Genomic DNA, 22,349 nt, shown 5'->3' with positions numbered 1-22,349 from the left:
GGTGTGAAGATGAGTTCCAACCTGAGCGCGGCAACCCCGGGCGCCGCGAAACCGGCGAAGCGCCCACGAAGCTGGCCTGCCATCCTGCTGATCGCGTTGACCGTGGTCGCGGCGATTGCGGTGATCTGGCGCGTCGATACTTCGCCGCGCACCGACGATGCCTACGCCTACGCGGACACAATCGGCGTATCGCCGGAAGTGAGCGGCAAGATCGTCAACCTCGCCGTGCACGACAACCAGGCGGTCAAGCAGGGCGATCTGCTGTTCGAGATCGATCCGCGGCCATATCAATACGCATTGATGCGCGCCAAAGCGTCGCTGGTGCAGCTCGATGCACAGATTCCGTTGACGCAGCGTAGCGTGAACGCACAGACGTTCGGTGCGGCGGCGGCGAAGTCAGCGGTCGCGCGTGCCCAGGCGGCGGCGAACCAGGCCAGCGATACGCTCGCGAGAATGGAGCCGCTGATCAAGAAGGGTTACGTCTCCGCCGACGACCTCGATCGCGCGCGAACCTCGCAGCGCTCGGCGCTTGCGGAACTGGCAGCCGCCGAGGCACAGGCTCGCCAGGCACAGGCCGCGGTTAGCGGTGTCGATGCGCTGGTGGCGCAACGCTCGGTGTTGCAGGCCGAGATCGCGTCGGCGCAACTCAATCTCGAGTACGCGATGGTGCGGGCGCCCTTCGATGGACGCGTCGTCGAGTTGCGCACATCGGTCGGGGAGTATGTGTCTGCGCAAAAGCCGGTCTTTACGTTGATCGATACGCGACACTGGTACGTGATAGCGAATTTCCGCGAGAACGAACTCGGCCAGATCCATCCCGGCACGCGAGCGACCGTGTACCTCATGAGCGATACCGGAACCCGCTTTAGCGGCTCGGTCGACTCGGTCGGTTATGGCGTCGATCCGCAGGACGGTGGAGGCACGGCGAACGGTCTGCCGAACATTCAGCGCAGCATCAACTGGGTGCACGTTGCGCAGCGCTTTCCGGTCAAGATCCTGATCGATCGTCCGGACCCGCGGCTGTTCCGGATCGGAACATCGGCGGTGGCGGTGTTGCGCTCCGGCGGACATGACACGGTGGCCACAGTCGGAGCCCAGCCATGAGCACCGTGACGGGCCTGCGGCGCGAACTGACAGCGTTTCCGGGACGCAGCAATGTCACGCTACGCTGCGTACTGGGCAGCGCCATCGTGATTGTCGCGTCGATGACGCTGAGCGTACCCGAGCTGGCGCTGTCGCTGATGGCCGTGTTTTATGTCACGCAGTCCAACGTGGTGTTGACGCGCATGATCGCGTTGGGCCTTGTCATCGGCACGACCTGTGCGATCGCGATTGCGGCCGGACTCTATCGATTGACCTTCGACTATCCGCTGCTACGCCTCGTCGTCGCGAGTGCGATCTTCTTTTGCAGCGTGTATCTGATGCGCGCTGCGACGAAGTTCGGCCTGGTGTTCTTTCTGATCGCGATCATCGTGATCTATGCGCAGAGCTTCGTCGATTTGACCGACAACGCCGAAGCACTGGTGCGCAGTTTGCTATGGGTGTGGTCCGCGGTTAACTATCCGGTGGTCGTCGCGCTCATCATCAATACAATCCTGTTGCCCGCCGAGCCCGAGAAGCAATTGCGCGCGGCGATGCACCGGCAACTCGTCGCGGTGCAGGTGCGCCTATCTGCGCTGGTCGAGCCGACGCATGTCATGCCGGTCGCACTCGATGCAGGCGATCTGCAGCAGGGTGCGACGTCCCTGCAGAAACTCCTGCGCTTCTCCACGATGCGTACGCGCTACAGCGAGGCCGCAGCCGCGGCGATGCTCGCATGCGTAACTACGGTGTCCCGGTTGTACGAGGCGGCGGCCGGATTGCCTGCTACAGCACAACAATCGGATGCCGCGGGTATTGCCGCGATCCGCAGCATACAGAGCGAAGTAGCCGCGCTCGACGCCGCGATTACCGAAGATGTACCGTTACAGCGACCGATCGCTACGCGCAGACATGACGAACCGACGTCGATTCCCGCCGTAGCGGCGATGCAGCGTGCGATCGAAGCGCTAGCGGATGCAACGAGCACCCAGGCCGCGCATGCCGGCACACCACCGCCCGCGCCGCCGGCGTTACTACCGCCGGATGCCTTTTCCAACCCGCGCTACGCCCGCTTCGCGCTCCGCACGCTGCTGTCGGTACTGATCTGCTACGTGTTCTACAACGCGGTGAACTGGCCCGGCATTCACACGATCATGCTGACCTGCCTCGTCGTCGCATTGCCCAGTCTCGGCGCGTCGAGCCGACACGGTCTGCTGCGCCTGAGCGGCGCATTGATTGGCAGCGGTCTCGCGCTATTCATGGTCGCGTTCGTGATTCCGCACCTGGAAAGCGTGACGGGACTCCTGCTGATGAGCTTGCCCGTCATCGCACTCGGAGCGTGGGTGTCGGCGGGTTCCGAGCGGATCAGCTACGCCGGCTTGCAGATGATGTTCACGTTTTCGCTGGCGTTGCTCGAACAGTTCGCACCGCCGTCCGATCTCACCGAAATCCGCGACCGGCTAGTGGGGATACTGCTTGGCGTGGGCGTGGCGACTTTTATCCAGATGTCGGTGTGGCCGGAAGGCGAGGCCGATGCGTTGCGTGCGCAGCTGTCGAAGGTTGTGCGTGCAATCGCGGCGCTCGCGCGCGGCCATGCGCAGGCGGCAGAAGCCGGTGCTAATGGAGCGGTTGCACAGGCCCAGTCGGCATCGACCGCGTGGGCGATGCTCGCGGATTGCGAAGCGACGCTCGCACGGGTCGCGCTCGAACCGGACTGGCGCGAAGGCGAAACGGCCCGCGTCACTCTGCTCGTGCAAACGGTACTCGTGCAGAGCCGCTCGATCTTGCTGGCAAGCGACGCTTTCCACGACGAGACCATGTTCGATGCTGGACGCGTTGGTGCATCCGGAGCCGGCTTGATGCAGGCATGCGGGGCGCTCCAGCGGAGCCTCGGCGATTCGCTCGAACGCTACGCGCAGCAGTTGTCGAGCGAACCACCGCTCGTAACGCCACCAGTACCGCTCGACCTGACGACGTTGACGAGCGTAGTAGCGGACCGGGCTGCCGGTGAACGAAGTGCTGCTTTGCTGGAGTGGGCTACCCGCATCGACGCCGCGCTCGCCGGCTTACCGAAATGGTCGACGGATGAAGTAATGTCGCCGCAGCGTGTCGATTCCACACCGACAGGAATAGCGTGATGCGTGACATTCATGTTCCGCTGCCGCGTTTCGTGCGCCGCTGGCTAATACTGTTGCCGGTCTGTGCATGCGTTACTGCGTGCGCACTGATTCATCACGACCGCCCACCCGCAGCCTTCATCGCGCCGGAACAAATCCGTCTCGCCGACGATATCCATCTCGCGAGCGAAGGCTGGCCTTCCGCGCGCTGGTGGGATCAGTATCGCGACCCGCAACTCGATGCGCTGATCGACCGCGCGCTCGGTCATGCACCGACACTGGCGATTGCGCGCGAGCATGTCTCGCAGGCACACGCCCAGGTCGAGCTGATACGCGCGGGTTCTGGCCTGCAGGCGTCGACGCTTGCCGAAGCGGACCGCGAGCACGTGTCCGGCCACGGTTTCCTCAGTGCGTACTCTTCGCACGATCCCGCCATCGGCGCATACGGGCCGTGGTACTGGACCGGGCTCGTCGGCGTCGATGCGCACTACGACGTCGATCTCTGGGGCAAGCAGCGCGACCTCGTGCGTGCGGCGCTCGGCGAGCAGAACGCACGGCGCGCCGAGGCGGCGCAGGCGGAGCTGGAAGTATCGACGGGTGTCGCGCAGCTTTATTACCAGATCCAGATTGTCTACGTGAGCCTGGGTTTGCTGCAGCAACTGCGCAGCGTCGACGCGCTTGAACTGGATGCCCGAACCGCGCGTCATGAACGAGGTCTTGAGGCACTGACTCAATCGGCAGAAGCACGCGCACAACTGCTCGCACTCGACCAGCAGATCGCATCGGCGCAGGAACAGATCGTTCAGACACGCGAGGCACTGCGCGCACTGGTGGGAGCAGGCCCTAACGATCTACCGGAGATCGCGCCGGTTGCATTGCCGTCGCCGTCGGTAGGTTTGCCTGCAACACTGTCGTTCGAACTGCTCAACCGCAGGCCCGATTTGCAGGCGCTGCGCTGGCTTGCCGCGGCATCGTTCGACCGTGTCGATGCTGCCAAGGCAGCGTTCTATCCGAGCTTCGACATCACGGCGTTTTTCGGCTTCAACGCGCTACGCATGCGGGATCTGTTCACGCGTTCGGGCGAGCAGATTAATTTCATTCCAGGACTCACGTTGCCGATCTTCGACGGCGGTCGTCTGAACGCGGGTTTGCATGGCGCACGTGCCGCCAGCAACACACTGATCGAGCAGTACAACGAGGCGGTGCTCGACGCGGTGCGCGACATCGCACAAACCGGCAGCGAGATCGACGACCTCGACCATCGTGCGCAATTGCAGCGCGAGAGGATCGACGCGATCCGCGTAACCAGCGACAGCACCGAGGCGCAGTATCAACGCGGTCTCGCCGACCGCGCCGCGGCGATGAAGGCAAGGGCGCCCGTCATCGAAGGACAACTCGCGCTACTGCAACTGAATGGCGACGAGATCGAGGCAGAAATTGTCCTGACAAGGGCGTTGGGCGGCGGTTATCGCAGCGACGATTTACCCCCTCTTGCTAAGAGCGGGGAGCACTAGATGGTCCCCCAATCGCTCGCACCGTTGTTGTTGCCGGTCGCCGCGGTTGGACTGAATCTGATCGTGCTGTTGTGGGGCGCACGCATGCGCCACATGCTGCCGCGCACCGTGCTGCGCTGTCTTGCGTTTGCTGCGCTGACGGTTGCGATGTTGCACGCGCAATTTTCGCCGACACAAACGCCCGATCTCGGCGCCTCCGCCGAATACCGCTTTGCGCGCGGCGCGGTGCAGATCGTCTGGTGGTTGCTGGCGGCATCGACGGCGACTGCCGTGCTGCGACTCTATTACGTGATCAACGACCGCACGCGTCAGGAGCGCTTTACGCTCGATGTCGTCGAGACCGTGCTGTACCTCACCGCCGCGGTCGCCATCGTCGCCGATGTGTTCGACATTCCGCTCAAGGGTGTACTTGCCACTTCGGGCGCGCTCGCGATCGTGCTGGGGCTGGCTTTGCAAAGCACGCTCGCCGATCTGTTTTCCGGTTTCGTGATCAATGCGACCACGCCGTACCGGGTGGGCGACCACATCGTGCTCGACGATGGCTCGGAAGGCCAGGTGCGCGAAGTGACATGGCGCGCGACGCATGTGCTCAAAGGCAATCACGATCTGATCGTCGTGCCGAATTCGGCGATCGCGAAGTCGAAAGTCGTCAATGCGAGCGTTCCGGCGGGCGCGCACGCGACGGTGGTGCGTTTTCAGGCGAGCCCGACGGTTCGTCCTTCGTCGGTGGTGTCGGCGCTGCGGCTGGCGGTTGAATCGTGTGTCGGTATCGATGCCGCGCGGCCCGCAAGCGTCGTCACGAAGTCGGTCGGATGGCAGGCCACCGATTACGAAGTGTCGTTCTTCGTCTCGGACGGCCGTAGCACCGACGACACGCTCAACGCGTTCTTCGACGCCGCGCATCGACACCTTGAAGCGCTGTCGCTGTTTCAGTCGTCAACGAACGACGCAGATGCTTCGGGTGAGCGTTCGGTTGGACGTCGTCTGATCGACAGCATCAACATCTTCGGCTTACTGACGTGGGAAGAAAAGGCACAGCTCGCGAGCGCGCTGCGGGTGCGCGAGCTTGCCGCGGGCGAGATGCTGCTGCGAGCCGGCGACGTGCCGACCTCGATCACGCTGGTCGGCTATGGCGTGATCAACGCGGCGACCCGGCACGATGGCGTGTCCGTCGACGTCATGCGCTTCGCGCCCTGCGAATATTTCGGCGAGAGCGGGCCTGTTGCTGGCGTGGCGTCCGGGGCGGACATCTCCGCGCAGACCTACGCGATCGTGTATGAGTTGCCCGGAACCGCGATTGCTGTGTTGCTGAAGCGCCATCCCGAGATGACCCACGTACTCGCGGCCAAGCTCGCGGAGCGCGAACGACGTGGCCACGCGTTGATGGAACTGGGCAAGGACATGCCCGCGACGCCGCACGGTCTCGCCGCATGGATTGCCCGCGGCGTGGAGGCACTGCATGGACTGCATCTCTAACCCAGCGTGCGGATTTGCCCCCGTTCGGGTGATTGACCCGTGTTCGGCGCGCCGCTACCTTGACCTCGTATCCCATCTCAGTGTGAGGCGAGCTTATGGTGTCGCGCGCATCCGCCCGCTGCTTTCGGGCAGCTTACTCGCTGAGTCCAGACCTGTGAGTTCGCGAGACTACCCATGACGGAGCGCGCTCATCTGCTCGAACTGACCGCCGAGATCGTGGCGAGCTTCGTCTCGTGCAATCCGCTGCCGGCCGCCGAGCTACCGGCTTTCATTACCAGCACGCATGCCGCTCTCGCTGCGTTGCGCGACGCGGACGACGAAGCCGGTCTGCAGGCCGGGGCGGCGGTCCCGATCGACGAATCGGTCCACGATGACTATCTGGTATGCCTCGAGGACGGCCGGAAAATGAAGTCGCTGAAACGCCATCTGCAGCATCGCTACGGTTTGACGCCCGAGCAGTACCGGACAAAGTGGGGCTTGCCCGCCGATTACCCGATGGTCGCGCCGGCCTACTCGGCGCTGCGCTCGACCATCGCGAGAAATCATCTGACGGGTGCCATCAAGGCGCGAGGTCCTGGAAAGTCCTGAAGGAAAGCGCGGGCGCTCGCGTGCGACCGCGTCACCCATTCGAGGGATACCGGAGCACGGGCGGTCTCGCGCATGATGCTCATCAATGAAAGCGGCTTGCGGGCAGGGCGCCATGGAGCCAATGGTGTCCGCCGGCTCGCTGCATCCCAGCCGGTCCGGCAGCGCGGCGCATTGACAGGGAGCAACATCGTGTCCAGACAGTCACAGGAGGCAGCGAGCATGAGTATGCGCCGGGGGCTCGTCAGGATACCGGTCGTGGCCTGGGCGCACGCCAGTGCGCGAGCGACAGTTCGATCGTCCGGGCCGAAGAGCGCTGGCGCTGCCCGCCGTTTTCCTCAGTCGATACAGCCGCCGCGGATCGCATTCTCGCCGGCAGTTGGGGCGATGACGTGGCAGAGCCGCACGAAGTATCGAGTGTGGGCGACGAGCGTTTCTATACGGTCGGCATCAGTCTGAGCGCCACCACACTGAAGTTTCAGCACGACGGCAAGATCATCTGCGATGGGCCGGTCATGCCTGGTTCGATCCAGATCACGGCGCCCGGAGAAAGCGTGAAGGCGTTTTACGCATCGCCATGTCGCGTGATGCACCTGTTTATCGCGCCGGCCCTGTTGTCGCGACGCTATGACGAAGCCGGGGGGCAACTCGTACGGCCCGATCTCGCGGGGCAGAGTCCGCGCATCTTTCGTGACGTTGCCGTCGAACGGCTCGCACTCGCGCTGCAGGATGCGAATCCGCTCGCCGATACGTTCGGCCGCATGTACGCGGACAGCGTCTGCGATGCGATCGTTGCCCGCTTGCTGGCACGACGCATGGACGGCATGCCGGCGCGCACGGGTTCGCGCAATGCGGCGCTGCCGACGTGGCGTCTGCGCCGGGCCATCGATTTCATCGAAGCGAATCTCGCCAATCCGATCGGACTCGCCGAAGTGGCGGCCAGCACGGGGCTCACGCGCATGCATTTCGCCGCGCAGTTTCGTTCGACGACCGGCTATTCGCCGCACGCTTACCTGCTGCAACGACGGCTCGAACATGCGCAAAAGCTATTGCGTTCGTCGGAGTTCAGTGTGCTGAACATTGCGCTCAGTTGCGGCTTTAGCTCGCATGCGCATTTCACCGCGGTTTTCAAGCGTGCGATCGGCGAGCCGCCTAACGTGTGGCGCACGCGGATCGCAGCAGCAATGCACATCGACGCGGACGAGGGGCTATGAACGACAGTGTGGATGATCAACGGTGGCTGCAAATACTGGGCTCGCTTAGCCCCATGAGCACCATGTCGTCGCTCGTGGCGTTTAAGGACGTCGAGGCGCGTGGGGCATCGACGCTACCGGAATACCGACGCCGGGATTCGATACCCAATGCTCCGTGCGTCGAAATTCTGGAGCGTCTTTCTCAAACCTCGATCGTGCTCTGCTGGGCCGACGCTACATCTGGGCGGTACGGCGAGCAGACCTGGATTATGCGCACCGCCCGTCATAGGGGCGTGTGCTCACTGAGCGGCGAGTCGTATCAGGCTGGCGATCTGATCTATCGTCCGAACGTTCGACAGCGTGGCGGGGCCCGCCGCTTCCGGTCGATCTCGGTGGCTGCCATCGCGCGACTGGAAGAAGGAAGACCGGTCTAGGCTCTATCACGACCGCGCCATTACCGAAAAATAACCGAATCATCACGCTTCGTAACGGTGCCAGGACTAGTCTGGACGACATCACCCTTCGTTGAGCGATTGCGACGATCTGATGTCCCGACGGAGCCTGGCATGAACGATATCGTTGCGCACGAAAGCTTTTCGAAAGCAGTACGGACGTCGACGACGGCGGCGATGCCGTGTGTTTCGTTCGAGACCGGCGCATTGCGTGCGCCTTTTCCCGCCCATCTTCCGCAGGGCATTTATCCCCGGGAGGCGCCGCAGATTGCACGCACCGGTGCTGTCCGGGTCGATATCGGTCTCGCGAAAATTCGCCGCGACGTCGCGCGGGCCTGGCAGATCCTGATGCGCTTCGATTGCAGCGAGGTGCTCGTCATCGCGAACCAGCTCGAACACCACGCGAGCAGGTTGCCCGTAGCGGCGGGCGAGGCGCTACGCTGCGAGATCGCCGCGCTGCGCGCGGCGGCATTCGTGCTGCAGGACGATGAGTCCGCGGCCCTGGCCGCCGCACTGTCTGCGCGTGGGCCCGGCGCAAACGCAGCGACTGCACATGTCGCGTTGACGGTGTGCCGCAGCGTGTACTGGCGGTGCGGCGATCTGGAGCGTTTCCACGCGGTCGAACGCAGCAGGCTCGATAGTCAGCCAGGGCGGATGCAGGCAATCTCGGCGCTCTTCGATCTCGCGCTGGATGCCGCCGTCGCGCTCGATCAGATGCGCTTCAACGCGGCGCGTTTGCTCGCTACCGATGCGCTCGAAGTCGGTCGTCGCCATATCGGCAAGCACGTTCCCGCCGATGCATTTCCCGCATGCCTGATTGGGCAGGTCCTCTACGAGCAGGGCCAGGTGGACGAAGCGGAAGTGCTGGTCGTCGCGAGGATGGCAAGCATCCGCCAGTGCTGCACGCTCGAAAGCGCACTGCGTGCGCATCGGTTGCTTGCGCAGATCGCCGTCGGCCGCGGGCAAGCCAGCCGGGCACGGGTGATACTCAAGGAAGCCGAGACGCTAGCCGAACAACGCGGCTGGCCGAGACTGCGCGCTGCGAGCCTTGCACAGCAGATCGAGATCGAGGCCGGCAGCGGCCGCGTCGAGCAGGCGGCCCAGTGTCTGCAACGTCTCGCCGAACTCGCCGGCGAAGAGCGGGCGAGCAACCACGTGAGCCTCGAGATTGCGCGTTTCCACACGATCGCCGGCGCGCGCGTCGCACTGGCTCGCTCCCCCTGTACGGTCGATATCGCATCGCTACGGCAGGTTCATCGCGACATGGTCTGGCGCGGCAGTCTCTATGCGGCGGTTCCTGTTGCGTTGTTGCTGGTCGAAGCGCTGCTCGTGACGGAGCAACGCGGCGAAGCGGTCGAAGTACTCGTCGGTCTGCTCAGACTTGCGCCGTCGGTCGGACTGCATCAAACGCTCGTCAATTGCAGTGCTCGTGTCGCCGAACTCATCGACGCGATCGTGCAGCAGCGTATCGTTCCGGTCAGCGACACGCGCGAACTGCTGCCGTATGCGGGCATGCTGCTCGTGCACCGGCAACGCGATGCGAACTTGGCCGACGAACCGCTCATGGCCGAGGCAACCCCGCGCCCGCACACGGGTACGCACACCGGCACAGGACTCAGCGAGCGCGAGCGCCGCATCGTCGAGCTGATGGGAAGCGGGCTGTCCAACAAGCAGATCGCAGGCGAGCTGTGCATCGCGCCCGAAACGGTAAAGTCACACGCGAAACATCTTTATGCCAAGCTGTCGGTCAGAAACCGGACCGAGGCGGTCACACTCGTCACTCGTCTCGGTCTGATCCCGATACCGAGGAGTCTTTCCGCTTGAATTCCGATTTTCGCGTCCCCGACTTTCGCGTCTCCCCATCGCTGCAGTTCCCCGGTTTTCGGCTCGACTTGTCCAATCAATGTCTATGGCAGTTGAACCCGGCGCAGGCGTCGGCCACTCGCATCGACCTGCCGCCCAAAACCTTCGCTGTGCTGCGTCATCTCGTCGAACACGCACAGCGACTGGTGTCGTCCGACGTATTGCTCGAAGCGGTCTGGCCGAATGTTCATGTGCAGCCCGAGGTGCTCAAGGGACACGTCGCGGCGATCCGCCGTGCGTTGGGTGATCACGCTGCGCAACCACGCTATGTCGAAACGCAGCGCGGGCGAGGCTATCGCTTCATTGCACCGGTCGACACGTTTGCAGTCGGGGCCCAGTCAGGTTTCTTCGCGCGCCGGGCCGAACGTTTCGTGGGGCGCACGCTGGAGCTCGATGCATTGCTGGCCGCACACCAGCGGGCCCGGGCCGGCACGCGCCAGATCGTGTTTATCACCGGCGAGGCCGGTATCGGCAAGACGACGCTTATCGACGAGTTTCTCGCAGGAGCACCGCCTGGCGATGCATGGGTGTTGGGCGGCGGCTGTGTCGAAGGTTACGGCGGAACCGAGCCGTATTACCCGGTGCTCGAAGCGCTCGGCCGACTATGCCGCGGTGCAGACGGAAAAGCTGCAATGCAAGCCCTCGTATCGATCGCACCGACCTGGGCTGTGCTGATGCCGGCTCATGTGCCGGTGGCCGTGCGCGAATCGCTGCTCGCGCGTACGCTTGGTGCCGGACGGCAGCGCATGATGCGCGAGATCTGCGATCTGCTGCAAGCGCTGGCGAGAACGCGCCCGCTACTGTTCGTGCTCGACGATCTGCACTGGGCCGATGCTTCGACGATCGACATGTTGTCCGCGCTCGCGCGACTCGACGATCCGCTGCGGTTCATGCTGGTAGTCGCTTACCGTAGCGACGAAGCCGCGTCCATCGAGCACCCGGTGCTGAAGCTCCATCACGCGCTGCTGCGGCGCGGCGCCTGTGAGGCGATCGACCTTGTGCCGCTCAAGTTCGAGTCGATCGGCCACTGGCTCACACATGGTGCGAATCTGAACCCGCTCGACGAGGAACTCGCGGACCTCGTCGCCGGGCGCTCCGGCGGCAATCCGCTTTTCATGCAGGCGATTCTCGAGCATCTGCACGAGCAGGCACTCGTGGAAAAAACGCTGCGCGGCTGGTATCAGTGCGCACCGGCGGCACAACTGCGCGATGCGCTGCCGAATACGATTGCCCAGGTCATCGAGATGCGCATCCGTCGATTGCCACCCGATGCATTACGCGCGCTCGAAACGGCGAGCGTGGCGGGGCTGACGTTCATGTCGGCGACGACTGCGGAAGCGGCCGCGATGACGTTCGAGACATTCGAAAACCTGTGCGACGATCTGGCGCGGCGCGGCCAGTTTATTCGTCGCGGCGGCATTCGTAGCTTGCCCGATGGTACACGCGCGCAGTTGTTCAGTTTTACGCACGCGCTGGTGCGCAGCGTTTTCTATGATCGCCAGGGACAGACACGGCGCTCCGCGTCGCACCGGTCGATCGGCGAGCGTCTCGAGCGTCTGTTTCTCGCGGGGTACCACGACGGGATCGCAGCGGAACTGGGCTGGCATTTCGCCGACGCGCAGCAATGGGACAAGGCGCTCGACTATCTGCGCCTTGCTGCGCAGACCGCGAAGCTGCGCTATGCCTACCGCGAAGCGCTAACGATGCTCGATCAGGGCGATACGTTCATCGAGCACCTGCCGGCGGACTTGCGCCCGGCGCAGCGCATCGAGCTTGCCGAAGCGCGCGCGGCGCTGTATGCCGCCGCCCACGACCCGCAGGCAGTCGATGCCTATCGGACGTTACACGAACAGGCTATCCAGCTTGGCAAGACCGGGGCGCAACTGCGCGCGATGCTCGGTCTTGCGTACGTTCTAGGCTGGAACGATCAGGTTCGTTCGGTGACATGTCTCGACGATGCGCTCACGCTGGCTGCGTCGTTTCCGGATCGACGGGTTGGCGCGGCGACGCAGGTCGAATGCAACGTCAGACGGATCTGGGCGCAAGGCTGGAACGCAGTGGGTGCACAGCAATGCGTGGATGCACTCGCTGCCTTGCGCGAGATCGGCGAGCCCGTGTCCATCGCGAAAGCGCAACTCGAACACTGCATGCTGTTGATGGTGTCGACGCACTACCGCACCGCGCTGAACACCGTGCAGGCGGGTTATCGCGTGCTGTACGACCAGGCGCTGAAGCAGCCGTGTTTCGATATCTCACGCGCGATGTGGATGACGCGTCTGGGCGTTCCATGGGCGCTGATGTCGCTCGGCGACCTGGGCCGCTCGCTCGACGAATTCGACCGAGGTATCCAGATCTTTCACGACAACGCCAACTACTTCGCGGCGCGTACCCTGCAGGTCTATCGCGGCTGGTTGCTGGTTCATACGATGGACTTCGAGATTGTGGTCGATCTTGACCGACAGTTCGCCGAGGCCGCGGATCATTCCGCCTCCGACGTTCACACGCGCGAGCGCGCAGCGTTCCTGCCGCCGCAACAGCGCGTCTGGACGATTCTCGCGGGACTTGCTCATGCAGGGCTCGGCGAGAGTGCGGCCGCGCAGGCGCGCTTCGCAGACGCGGAACAACACATGGAGCGCGAACCGATCATGTTCGACTGGTACTGGCGGCTCGCGCTCGAATGGGGCTGGGCGAATCTCGCTCTCGCGTGTCGCGATCTCGAGGTGGCGCAGCGGCGCGCGCGCCGGCTACTCGAACGCGCGCTCGCTACCGACGAGCGAACCTGGCAGGCGCTTGCATGGGAAACGATGGCGAGCGTGTCGTTGAACGAGGGTGATCTGGAGCGTGCGATGTCGCATCTCGATGCCGCCTTTTCCGCGACCGACGGCTTCGAGACCCCACTCGCAAACTGGCGTTTGCATCGCACGGCGGCGCGGTTGCATGAGGCACGTGGTGACATATCGCGCGCGGAATGTGCGCGGCGACGCTGCGTCGAAGCACGGGGGCAACTGGCTGGCTCGCTCTCGCCGGATGCCGGCTTTGGCCGGCGTCTTGCCGAACAGCCCGCGGACTAGCCGCCGGTCTCCAGTGTCTCGCGCAGACGATGTCCGGCCGGCAAGCTCGCAGCAAGCGCCGTTTTTTTGGTCGCTGCGAGTTCGGCATGATGGGCCGCGTTTTTGGTGTCGCCCACCAGGTTATAGGCATCGCTCGCCGTACCATGAATGCGCCAGTCTGCAAGCGGTGTGTCGAAGTGCTGCGTGGCCGCGAGCGCTGCGTCGATGTAGCGCACGGCGTCCGTTGCTGCGCCAGAGCGTAACGCGACGCGCGCCTGTGTCTCCCACGCCAGACCCTGCCAGGTGCGCTCTTCCGTTTCGGTTGCAAGCTTGACCAGACGCGCGGCGTGCGATGTCGCTTCGTCGAGTGCATCTTCCGCGAGCGCAAGATTCGCGAGTCCCCATTCGAGTGACAGCCGCCAGTACCAGTCGAAGATCACCGGTTCGCTGTCCATGCGCTGCATCACGTCGAGCAGATGAACGCGCGCCGCGCGGGTGTCGCCGAGGCCCAGGTGAGCCAGTCCCTTCAGCAGAATGCCGAGCCGTTGCTCTGCGGGAAGCGTCGAGCGGCGGCCGGTAGTTTCGGAAGAGGTTTCCGCAAGAACCTGCGTGCAGGACGCGAGCATCGCGTCGAAGTCCTGCGCGTGAAATTGCAGCCAGCAGCGATATAGCGTGAGCGTGTCGGCACCGTAGCGATTGCCGTTGACGCCGAACATCGCAATTGCCCGGTCGAACTCCTGCTGCGCGCGCCCGAAGTCGCCGAGATACAGCAACGTCCACGGTACGCCGAGATTGACCATCCACGTGGCGCGCGCCATGTTGAACTCGGGCCGGTTCTCATCGTGATCGACGAGGAACTGGTAGTTCGCGAGGATCGTGTCCTGAGCCATCTGATAGCGGGCGGACACCATCAACACCATGGCGTATTCGCACTGCGACCAGGCGGTCGTGAATGGATCATCGCCGTCGCGTAACGGTTCGAGGGCAGCTTCGCATCGATGGATATCGTCGGCATGCCAGCCGCGCACCCACATCTTCCAGACGTAACAACTGATACGCGTACGCGCCTGTTGCTGCAGATTGGTCTGTTGTTCGCTGAGCGCCAGCGCTTCGTCGATGATCTGGCTGCAACGAAGCTGATCGCGCCAGCTATAGGCGTACGCGAGGCTCAGCAATGCGCGGCTTTGAATATCGATCAGCCCGAGTTTTGCCGCACGCGCCGCCAGTTGCTCGCAGGTCTCTCGCGCGCGCCTGTCGTGCGCCGCGGTGAAGATCGACACGCGCCCTTCGAGAAATTCCACTTCCGCAGCGGCGCGTGCGTTGTCCGGCAGATTGGCGGCCAGCATCATCGCGCGGTCGAGAATGGCGAGCGCATCGTTGTAGGCGAGGCGCTTTTTGGCTGTCTGGATCGCGATGCGCAGATAGGCTAGTGCGCGCGACCATTGCCTCGCTGCCGCGAAATGCTGGGCCAGCTCGGCCGCGATGCCGCTACGTTCTCCGGTAGCGGAGCGTGCTTCGAGTTCTTCCGCAATCCGTAGATGCGAACGCGCGGTGCGCAGCGTGCCCTGACGTTCATAGAAGGTCTGCCGGTACATCGCGTGACGAAATGCGTAGATGCGTGCCGTGGCAATCCGACCGGGCGGCGCAGGTGCCTCGCGACGGATGAAGCTTTCCTGCCGGCACAACGCTTCGCAGGTTTCCTCGACGCATTCCTGGCTTATCTGCGTGACCGGAGCGAGCACAGCCGCGTCGAACTTGAGCCCCGCTACACTCGCGGCCTCGAGGACGCGTTGCTGCTCGGGGGTCAACCGCTGGATGCGATGTTCGATGACCTGGCTCAACGTAAGCGGCACTTCGAGTCGCACTTCCGATGCGGACACATGCAGCTTCCATCCATCGGGTGTGGATTGCGCGATGCCTTGCGCGACCAGATGATCGAGCGTGGCCACCATGAAGAGGGGATTGCCGCCGGAGCGCTCGCATACCAGTTGTGCGAGGTCGTCCTCGCGAGCGTGCTGTGCCTTGCCTTTGAGGTACTCGGCGATCGCGCCTTCGGTTAGCGGTTCGAGCACGATGCCGTGGCAGAGTTTCTGCAAACCGAGATCGCGATTCAACCGGCACAGCGGGTGTTGAACGACTTCCGCATCTTCGGGGCGATAGGTGGCGATGACCATCAACCGCGCGTGATTGCGTTGACGGGCGAGGGCGGAGAGCATGTCGACCGTCGAATAGTCCGACCAGTGCAGATCTTCGAAGACGAGCGCGAGCGGTCTTTGCTCCGACAGCGCGGCGAAGAACTCGCAGATTTCGCGCAACATGCGGCCACTGACGGCGCCGACCAGTTGCCGCTGCAACGCGGCGCGATGTCGCTCCGGCACCGAACCGGGAAGCTGCGCGGCCCAGGTCGGGGCAATCGAAATCAGACTGCGCGTGACGGCCGCGCCGGCGTCGCCGCGCACCAGTTGCGTGAGCGCTTCGAGCACCGGGTAATACGGCTCGGTGCCGCCGTACCCCTCCACGCAGCGCCCGAGCGATGTCAGCACGTCGGCGCGGCCCTCGAGCGATTCGAGGAACTGATTGACGAGCGTGGTCTTGCCGATGCCCGGTTCGCCGGCGACGAACACGACCCGCGACTCGCCTGCACAGGCTTCGTCGAAAAGCGCCTTGAGCTTGTTTAGCTGCGGAGTACGTCCGACGAATGCGCCATGAGCCGGTTTGCCTGCATCGACGGTATTGACAGTATTGACTGGCAGTGGGTTTTGCAGCGGCGCGATGAAGCGATAACCGCGGCCACGATGTGTTTCGATGAACCTGGGGTGCGCTGGATCGTCGCCTAGCGCGGCGCGTATCGACAGCATGTGAGCCTTCAGAACTTCCGGCTGCACAAGCACTTTTTGCCAGAGCGCATCGAGAAATTCGTCGTGCGTGACGAGGCGGCCGGCGTTGTCGACCAGATACTGAAGCATGTCGTAGGCGCGCGGCCGGAGGTTGAGCCGGTGCTCGCCGCCGTCTGGTGTGGATTGCCAGACGCACTGGTTGGCTCGATCAAGCCGGAAGGGCGGAAAATCGCTCACGTTTGTCTCCGACCGCACGACTCGTTCATTCCCTCGACCCTGGTTTTAAATATCCGGCCGATTCTATACCGGCAAAATGCCTGCGAAAACCGTGGATATTCCTGCAGGAGAGGACCTCGACGGGCGAGATTTCCGGTCGATGCTTGCGCCCCCCGATCGGGGGATAGGACGCGCTGACGCCTTCGACAATAATGGTTCGTCGCTCCCTCCCGTCACGCCATCGAGGACGAAACAAAATGCCCAAAGCGTTTTCAGTGCCCATTACACCGCATGGAAAGTCCGCGCTCGCGACGCTGCCGCCGTGGCACTACTCCAGCGATTGCATGGCGATCGAATACTGGGCCGACCCGAAAGCGATCGCTGCGCTCCTTCCGCCTGGGGTGACGGTCGATGAGAAATCGGCGGGGCGCGCGTTCTTCTGGTTTCTCGACTGGCAGTTCACGGGCTCCAACGACGAACTGACCGACCCCGCGCGCTATCAATACCGTGAAGCGTTCGTTCTGGTTGAAGCGATTTTCGATGGCGTGCCGGTCAACTACTGCCCGTACATCTTCGTCGATAACGATGCCGCGATTGCTCGCGGATGGGCGCAGGGGTTTCCGAAGAAACTCGCCAGCGTCTATCAGACGCGGAGCTTCTCCGCGCCGAGTCTGGCCGCTGCGCCGCTTGCCACGGGAAGCCGCTTCGGCGCGAGTGTGTCGGCGCATGGCGAACGGCTGGCCACTGCGCGTATCCAGCTCGAGGAAGCTGTCGCGGACCCTACGACCGTTTTCAATCGGCCGACAACGATGCGCCGTTACTTTCCGCAACTCGCAGCCGGCCTGCAGGAAAAACCACCGGTCGACGAACTCACGATGTCGCTCACCGACAATCTCGCGATCGTCGATGTCTGGGCTGGGTCGGCGGAACTGAAGATTCCCGAGGTGGCCGGCGAGGACATGCATCTGATCGCGCCGCTGCGCGTCGGTCGCGGTTATCGGCTCGGCATGGCGTACTCCGTGACGGATCTGCGCATTCTGAAGAACTACGTCGGGTGATTGTCAGTACGGGAGTCGATCCGATGCCGCTCTATACATTGACGACCGAAGCGGGTGTGTTCAGCAACGAGTCTAGATACAGGCTCGCGGGCGACCTGACGACGCTGCATGCGGAATATGCCGGCGTACCGAAGAACTGGGTGCACGTGGTGTTTCAGGAGTATCCGCCGGGCAATGGGTTCACCGCGGGCGAACCTGCGGCGACCGCTGCATTGACGCTGCTGATCCGCAGCGGCCGCACCGCTGAATATAAACGGGGCCTGCTGCAGCGTCTCTGGACCTTGTTTCAGACTGCAACGGGCGCTGCCGATGACCAGATCGTCATCGGCATCCAGGAGGTGCCGCCCAGCCAGGCGATGGAGATGGGGCAGATCATGCCGGACGTCGTGGGCGAATAGCGCCACCGACGATTACAGCGGTATTCTCGATCACACTTTGTTCGTACGAAGTCGTTTCCCGCATGAACCCATGATCAAATTGATTTGACGCGCTTACAGAAATGCCGGTCCCCGGCTTACGTCTTTTAATATCTCGCACAAATAACCCTATTCGCTGACAGGGTTTCAGACAAGTACCGCCATCGGGTCATAAAAATATATAAAACCCTTGATAATCGTATCGGCGAGACTTGCGACATTATTTTTTAGATGTTGCAAGTAATTCTGAGTGACCGTATTGTTCACGCCGGTGCCTTCGCCGATACTTCTCGTCTGCCATTGTAAAAAGACGCTCCGCAACGGTAGGTACCCAACCAGCCGCGGTTAGTGCACGCGCACCGCGCGCATGCACACAGCCCGCATCCACACCGGGTGGCACCGAACCATAAAGTGAGCGAGACGTCCTGGAGTGCGAGTGAAAAAGCGAACACCATCTTCACCAGTTCAAGCACCGGCGAGCACGACAGACGAGAACAACCTTAAACCCGGCGAGGGCGAGCAGAATTCTACGAGCTGCAATATCGAAGCATTGCAGGCCATCGCGCCGAACGTCATGGTGGAAATCGGCAGAGTGATTTCTCACATAGGGACTGCCGGGTTCTTTCTCGCGACGCAGCAACTGGTCGACAGCACAGTTGCAATCGACGGTATGCACGTATCGGTCTGGAAGGTCGACGCACACGCGCGTCGCTTTATCGATGGCGCGCCGCTGTATGGCTCGGAGCTGGTCGATGCGGGCATCCGCAAAGGCTTGCCCGAAGCGCTGATAACGCAGCTCGTTGATCAGAAGGGCCCGCAATTGATCCGCTTGCAGCCGGAAGCAGGAGGCTCGTCCGATCTATTGCCGCCTGCACACCGATGCCTCATCGCGATGCGACAACCCGATTCGCTGCTGATCGTTCTTCTGCAACGAAACATCGATTCCGACGATTTCTCGCCGAATGAACTCGCGGCGCTCGAGGAACTGTCGCTGGTGCTACTCCCGCTCGTCGAGCAACACGCTTCGCTCTAGTCGGGCAGATCCCCATGCACCGGACTTGCAACCGGTGCGAATGCATAGCGTCGCAACCATTCGTTGTAACCCCGCACGAGAAACCCGCCCGAACGCTCCACATATTGCTGGCGCGACGCTTCATAGACTTGCCGAAGTGCAAACCACGGCACATGCGGCAAGTCGTGGTGCACCAGGTGGTAGTTGTTATTCAAAAACATCAGACGCCAGAACAACCCGGCTTCGTTGATCACCGTGCGATGTTCGTGCGCATCGGCAACCCGGTGTTCCTGGAACGAGCGGATCGACGCAATGGCGAGCGACGGATAACCGACACCGATGATGAAGCACCACGCCGGAATCCCGCACACGCGATCGAGCCACCACGTCAACGCAACGAGTGCGGCACCGTGCGCAAACCATGTCGGCACATCGCGCCAGTCGCCGGAGACAACCTTGCGCACCGCATGCGTCGCGGTCGCCGCAATCGAGAAAGCGGGGCCGAGCAAGAGGCGTCCGACAAACGTATTGCGCGCGGTCAGCAGACCGCGTAGCACCGTACCGGTCTGCTGCCATGCAGGTGCGTCGACGAAATAGCTTTCGGGATCGAGCTGGGGATGCGTCAGCTGCGTATCGTCGTGATGCCGCAAATGCGAGTTGCGATAGATGCCATACGGAAACCACACCGCGAGCGGCGCGAGACCGAACAGACTGTTGAAGACCCGTGAGCGAGTGGGATGACCATGCAACAGCTCGTGCTGCAACGACAGGTACCACGCACTCAACAGCGCGAGCAACACGACCGCCAGCGGCAATCCGAGCGGGCGTGCATGCAGTGCAACCCCAAACCATCCGCCATAGATCACGACGATCAACAACCACGTAGGCCACTCGGTGCGCCAGCTCCATGTGGTGCTGAGACGCGCCAGTGCTTTACGTTGCATATCGTCGAGGTAGATCGCCATCGGCAGGGTCGGTCGGGCCTGGATGCCGGAAGCGCTGCGGCGATGGAACAGGCGGTTCAGGAAGACCCGGACGCAGCAGGCGCCCGGACACGCAACAGGGCCGATGCTATCGGCTCGGGTTGCGCCACAGAACCAATTTGTTGCGCAAAGCTTGTGCGGGAAGCTGCATAGCGCCGGCGTACCGGGCGGCGCTATGCAGCCCGAATCGACGCGCGCCTGGATGGCGGCTGGCTAGTCGCGACTGACGATCCGGCACGCATGATCGAGCAGGCCCTCGGCGGTGCCGGTACCGCCGGTCATATCGAGGTCGCTGTTCAGGACCAGCCAGCCATCGGTGGGCGCGGACGGGCCGGCACCGGTGACGAGGATCGTCTGCAGGGCCATCGCCTGCGGCCCGATTTGATCGCGGGCGACGAGGCGGAAGGGATCGCTGGCATCGGTCAAAGACGTCACGCGCATGATCCGGTAGCGCTTGCCGTCGATCGTGTCCCAACGCCATGTGCCCGGCGCATCGTCGCGATGACGCGCGAGCGCGTCGGTCACATCGGCGCGCATGCAGTCGATATGAAGATGCAACTGGTCCTGCGAACGCCGGTACTCGGAGTTGATCTCGATGCCGATCTGGTCGTCGGCGAGCGGCTGCTTGAGCGATTTTCCAAGCGACGCTTCGACATAGCGCCGCGACGTCCATGCGTCGGCCCAGTACGTCGGCGCGCCGGCTTCGAGAATTTGCGGACTTTCGATGCCCGTCACGCGATCGGTGGGAATCAGCAAATGCTGCGCGCGGCCGGAGATGTCCTTGAGAATTGCGTAGCGGCGTTGCAGGTCGACGCTCGTGCACTGGCCGTAGTTGTGGCTGCCGGCTTCGGCCGCCGGCACGCATTGCAGATAGACGATCTTCCACAGGGCATCGTGATCGACGGCGGCGAGCTTCGCGCAGCCGGCTGCTGCACAGGCGAGCAGGACTGCACAGGTGAAACGTAGCGCCGGGCGCACCGAGATGAGGCGGGAGATCACGCGCATCGTTCAGAGCACTGGCGCAGGCAACTGTCCGAGCACCTGCTCGAGCGCGATGCCGATAGCGAGCAGACGGCGGTCGCTGCCGATCAGACCGTCGATCTCGATGCCGACCGGCAGGCGCTCCTTCGTCATGCCCGCGGCCAGCGAGAGCCCGGGAATACCGGCGGCGCTGGCCGGATCGGTATTGCGCAGGTACGCGCTCATTTCGTCGATCGGTTCGGCGCCGTCGATCGATACCTTCGACGACCCGTTGATCTCGTCGAGCGGCACCGCGGCGAGGCGGGTGGTCGGGAACAGCAGCGCGTCCAGCCGGTGGCTGGCGAAGGTATCCGCGTAGTGCCGCTGGAGCTGCGGACGCCAGACCGTCAGCGCCTCGTAATAATCGCCGCCGAACCGGTCGGCGAGGATCATGTCGTAGGCGATCCGCACGTCCGGACTCGCGATACGGGCGGCGATCGCCTCGACGGTCTGGACCGGCGCACGGTTGGCGACGAGCCACGCCGGTACGTCTTCGCGCGGCTCGTGCAGGGCGATGGCCGTGGCGACGAGCAGATTCAGCTTCAGCAGGTCCGGCATCTCGACCGGCACGAACGTTACTCCGGCCGCTTCGAGCCGCTTGAGCGCGTCGCGCGCGACGTCTTCCACCGATCTCGCGAGCCCTTCCCACAGCGGCGCCGGCAGGCCGATCCGCAGGTGCGCCAGAGCGACGGCGGGCAGCGTGTGGTCGCCGGTGATCACGCCGTCGAGCAGCGCGATATCCGCGACCGTGCGCGCCATCGGGCCGACCGTGTCGCGTGTGTGCGCGATCGGTACGACGGCGTTCGGATCGTGATAGCGGCGCTGTGCCCGGCCGTCGCCGACCGACGGACGAAACCCGGCGGTACCCGTGAGCGCGGCCGGAATCCGCGTCGATCCGCCGGTATCGGTGCCGAGGCCGGCCGGCACGATGCGCGCGGCGATCGCCGCGGCCGTACCGCCCGACGAGCCGCCGGGAATCAGGCTCGGATCGTACGGATTGCGCACGGGCCCGGCGTGCGGCGCGAGGTTCGTGCTGGTAATGCCGAACGCGAGCTCGTGCATGTTGGCCTTGCCGAGCACGATCGCGCCGGCATCGAGCAGGCGCTGCACCGACGGCGCGTTGCTGGCGGGCACGAAGCCTTCCAGCGCCGGTGTGCCCGCCGATGTCGGCAGGCCGAGCGTATTGATGTTGTCCTTCACGACGACGGGCAGTCCGGCGAGCGGCAGTTGCGCGCGCACGTCGGGGGGCAGTGCGTCGATGCGCTGCGCGGCGGCAAGCGCTTCTTCCATTGCCAGAACGGTCAGCGCATTCAGGCGCGCGAGGGCGGCCGCGCGGGCCAGTAGCGTTGCAACGTAATCGGTGGCTTTCAGGCGTCCGGTATGGATCGCCGCGACCGCTTCGGTAGCGGTCAGAGAGAGCTGTTCGTCGACGGTCAATGCCATCTGGCAGGTTCCTGGAATGGCTTCTTCATGAAGC

At 63.6% G+C, this 22,349-nt stretch carries 16 protein-coding genes; 12 read left to right on the top strand and 4 right to left on the bottom strand.

Annotated elements, in window-relative coordinates; genetic code table 11:
* Positions 1–9: 9 nt before the first annotated feature.
* The 9 genes from mdtN (at position 10) to FNZ07_RS01120 (ending at position 13,351) form a co-directional block, all read left to right on the top strand.
* Positions 10–1,104, top strand: a complete 1,095-nt coding sequence (gene mdtN, locus FNZ07_RS01160) for a multidrug transporter subunit MdtN (protein WP_091008811.1) — start codon at positions 10–12, stop codon at positions 1,102–1,104.
* Complete coding sequence (locus FNZ07_RS01155; RefSeq protein WP_091007285.1) at positions 1,101–3,218, top strand: FUSC family protein; 2,118 nt, start codon at positions 1,101–1,103, stop codon at positions 3,216–3,218. The genes mdtN and FNZ07_RS01155 overlap by 4 nt, the downstream gene beginning before the upstream one ends.
* Positions 3,218–4,711 (top strand): MdtP family multidrug efflux transporter outer membrane subunit, encoded by a 1,494-nt coding sequence (locus FNZ07_RS01150; RefSeq protein ID WP_091007281.1) that lies wholly within the window; start codon positions 3,218–3,220, stop codon positions 4,709–4,711. Before FNZ07_RS01155 ends, FNZ07_RS01150 begins: the two co-directional genes overlap by 1 nt.
* On the top strand, positions 4,712–6,187 hold the full coding sequence (locus tag FNZ07_RS01145; RefSeq protein WP_091007277.1) for a mechanosensitive ion channel domain-containing protein: 1,476 nt from the start codon (positions 4,712–4,714) through the stop codon (positions 6,185–6,187).
* A gap of 174 nt (positions 6,188–6,361) precedes the next feature.
* Complete coding sequence (locus FNZ07_RS01140; protein ID WP_091007274.1) at positions 6,362–6,775, top strand: Ros/MucR family transcriptional regulator; 414 nt, start codon at positions 6,362–6,364, stop codon at positions 6,773–6,775.
* 389 nt (positions 6,776–7,164) lie between these two features.
* The gene (locus FNZ07_RS01135; RefSeq protein ID WP_144269452.1) at positions 7,165–7,986 is read left to right on the top strand and encodes a helix-turn-helix domain-containing protein; all 822 of its coding nucleotides are present in this window, start codon (positions 7,165–7,167) and stop codon (positions 7,984–7,986) included.
* Positions 7,983–8,399 (top strand): DUF3331 domain-containing protein, encoded by a 417-nt coding sequence (locus FNZ07_RS01130; protein ID WP_091007268.1) that lies wholly within the window; start codon positions 7,983–7,985, stop codon positions 8,397–8,399. Before FNZ07_RS01135 ends, FNZ07_RS01130 begins: the two co-directional genes overlap by 4 nt.
* Before the next feature lie 132 nt (positions 8,400–8,531).
* Positions 8,532–10,241, top strand: a complete 1,710-nt coding sequence (locus tag FNZ07_RS01125; RefSeq protein ID WP_091007265.1) for a helix-turn-helix transcriptional regulator — start codon at positions 8,532–8,534, stop codon at positions 10,239–10,241.
* Positions 10,238–13,351 (top strand): ATP-binding protein, encoded by a 3,114-nt coding sequence (locus tag FNZ07_RS01120; protein ID WP_170275647.1) that lies wholly within the window; start codon positions 10,238–10,240, stop codon positions 13,349–13,351. The genes FNZ07_RS01125 and FNZ07_RS01120 overlap by 4 nt, the downstream gene beginning before the upstream one ends.
* Here FNZ07_RS01120 and FNZ07_RS01115 read toward each other — a convergent pair.
* Positions 13,348–16,404, bottom strand: a complete 3,057-nt coding sequence (locus FNZ07_RS01115) for an AAA family ATPase (RefSeq protein WP_143098014.1) — start codon at positions 16,402–16,404, stop codon at positions 13,348–13,350. The two genes, FNZ07_RS01120 and FNZ07_RS01115, sit on opposite strands and share 4 nt — an antisense overlap.
* 236 nt (positions 16,405–16,640) lie before the next feature.
* Between FNZ07_RS01115 and FNZ07_RS01110 the strand changes: the two genes are divergently transcribed.
* The 3 genes from FNZ07_RS01110 to FNZ07_RS01100 all read left to right on the top strand — a co-directional run bounded on the left by FNZ07_RS01110 (position 16,641) and on the right by FNZ07_RS01100 (position 18,890).
* The gene (locus FNZ07_RS01110) at positions 16,641–17,441 is read left to right on the top strand and encodes an acetoacetate decarboxylase family protein (RefSeq protein WP_091007258.1); all 801 of its coding nucleotides are present in this window, start codon (positions 16,641–16,643) and stop codon (positions 17,439–17,441) included.
* A gap of 23 nt (positions 17,442–17,464) precedes the next feature.
* Positions 17,465–17,839 carry a tautomerase family protein gene (locus FNZ07_RS01105; RefSeq protein WP_143098013.1) on the top strand — a complete coding sequence of 125 codons (375 nt, stop codon included), beginning with the start codon at positions 17,465–17,467 and terminating at the stop codon, positions 17,837–17,839.
* A gap of 454 nt (positions 17,840–18,293) precedes the next feature.
* Positions 18,294–18,890, top strand: a complete 597-nt coding sequence (locus FNZ07_RS01100; RefSeq protein WP_143098012.1) for a hypothetical protein — start codon at positions 18,294–18,296, stop codon at positions 18,888–18,890.
* Here FNZ07_RS01100 and FNZ07_RS01095 read toward each other — a convergent pair.
* From FNZ07_RS01095 to iaaH, 3 genes are all read right to left on the bottom strand, one after another.
* Positions 18,887–19,834 (bottom strand): fatty acid desaturase, encoded by a 948-nt coding sequence (locus tag FNZ07_RS01095; RefSeq protein WP_091007249.1) that lies wholly within the window; start codon positions 19,832–19,834, stop codon positions 18,887–18,889. The two genes, FNZ07_RS01100 and FNZ07_RS01095, sit on opposite strands and share 4 nt — an antisense overlap.
* A gap of 231 nt (positions 19,835–20,065) precedes the next feature.
* Positions 20,066–20,851 carry a CDP-diacylglycerol diphosphatase gene (locus FNZ07_RS01090; RefSeq protein WP_245811332.1) on the bottom strand — a complete coding sequence of 262 codons (786 nt, stop codon included), beginning with the start codon at positions 20,849–20,851 and terminating at the stop codon, positions 20,066–20,068.
* 9 nt (positions 20,852–20,860) lie between these two features.
* Positions 20,861–22,315 carry an indoleacetamide hydrolase gene (gene iaaH, locus FNZ07_RS01085; protein WP_091007243.1) on the bottom strand — a complete coding sequence of 485 codons (1,455 nt, stop codon included), beginning with the start codon at positions 22,313–22,315 and terminating at the stop codon, positions 20,861–20,863.
* Positions 22,316–22,349: the final 34 nt, after the last annotated feature.

This window comes from Paraburkholderia megapolitana, assembly GCF_007556815.1.
In the GTDB taxonomy this organism is placed as follows: domain Bacteria; phylum Pseudomonadota; class Gammaproteobacteria; order Burkholderiales; family Burkholderiaceae; genus Paraburkholderia; species Paraburkholderia megapolitana.
The sequence above is the reverse complement of the archived record's forward strand: the minus strand, read 5'-3'. Positions and strand labels throughout refer to the sequence as shown.

What these genes read in the sequence shown, in the direction of transcription:
- FNZ07_RS01130 (WP_091007268.1), top strand. Translation starts at nt 7,983, where the DNA reads ATGAACGACAGTGTGGATGATCAACGGTGGCTGCAAATACTGGGCTCG.
- FNZ07_RS01125 (WP_091007265.1), top strand. Translation starts at nt 8,532, where the DNA reads ATGAACGATATCGTTGCGCACGAAAGCTTTTCGAAAGCAGTACGGACG.
- FNZ07_RS01110 (WP_091007258.1), top strand. Translation starts at nt 16,641, where the DNA reads ATGCCCAAAGCGTTTTCAGTGCCCATTACACCGCATGGAAAGTCCGCG.
- iaaH (WP_091007243.1), bottom strand. Translation starts at nt 22,315, where the DNA reads ATGGCATTGACCGTCGACGAACAGCTCTCTCTGACCGCTACCGAAGCG.
- FNZ07_RS01140 (WP_091007274.1), top strand. Translation starts at nt 6,362, where the DNA reads ATGACGGAGCGCGCTCATCTGCTCGAACTGACCGCCGAGATCGTGGCG.
- FNZ07_RS01155 (WP_091007285.1), top strand. Translation starts at nt 1,101, where the DNA reads ATGAGCACCGTGACGGGCCTGCGGCGCGAACTGACAGCGTTTCCGGGA.
- FNZ07_RS01145 (WP_091007277.1), top strand. Translation starts at nt 4,712, where the DNA reads ATGGTCCCCCAATCGCTCGCACCGTTGTTGTTGCCGGTCGCCGCGGTT.
- FNZ07_RS01105 (WP_143098013.1), top strand. Translation starts at nt 17,465, where the DNA reads ATGCCGCTCTATACATTGACGACCGAAGCGGGTGTGTTCAGCAACGAG.
- mdtN (WP_091008811.1), top strand. Translation starts at nt 10, where the DNA reads ATGAGTTCCAACCTGAGCGCGGCAACCCCGGGCGCCGCGAAACCGGCG.
- FNZ07_RS01150 (WP_091007281.1), top strand. Translation starts at nt 3,218, where the DNA reads ATGCGTGACATTCATGTTCCGCTGCCGCGTTTCGTGCGCCGCTGGCTA.
- FNZ07_RS01095 (WP_091007249.1), bottom strand. Translation starts at nt 19,834, where the DNA reads ATGGCGATCTACCTCGACGATATGCAACGTAAAGCACTGGCGCGTCTC.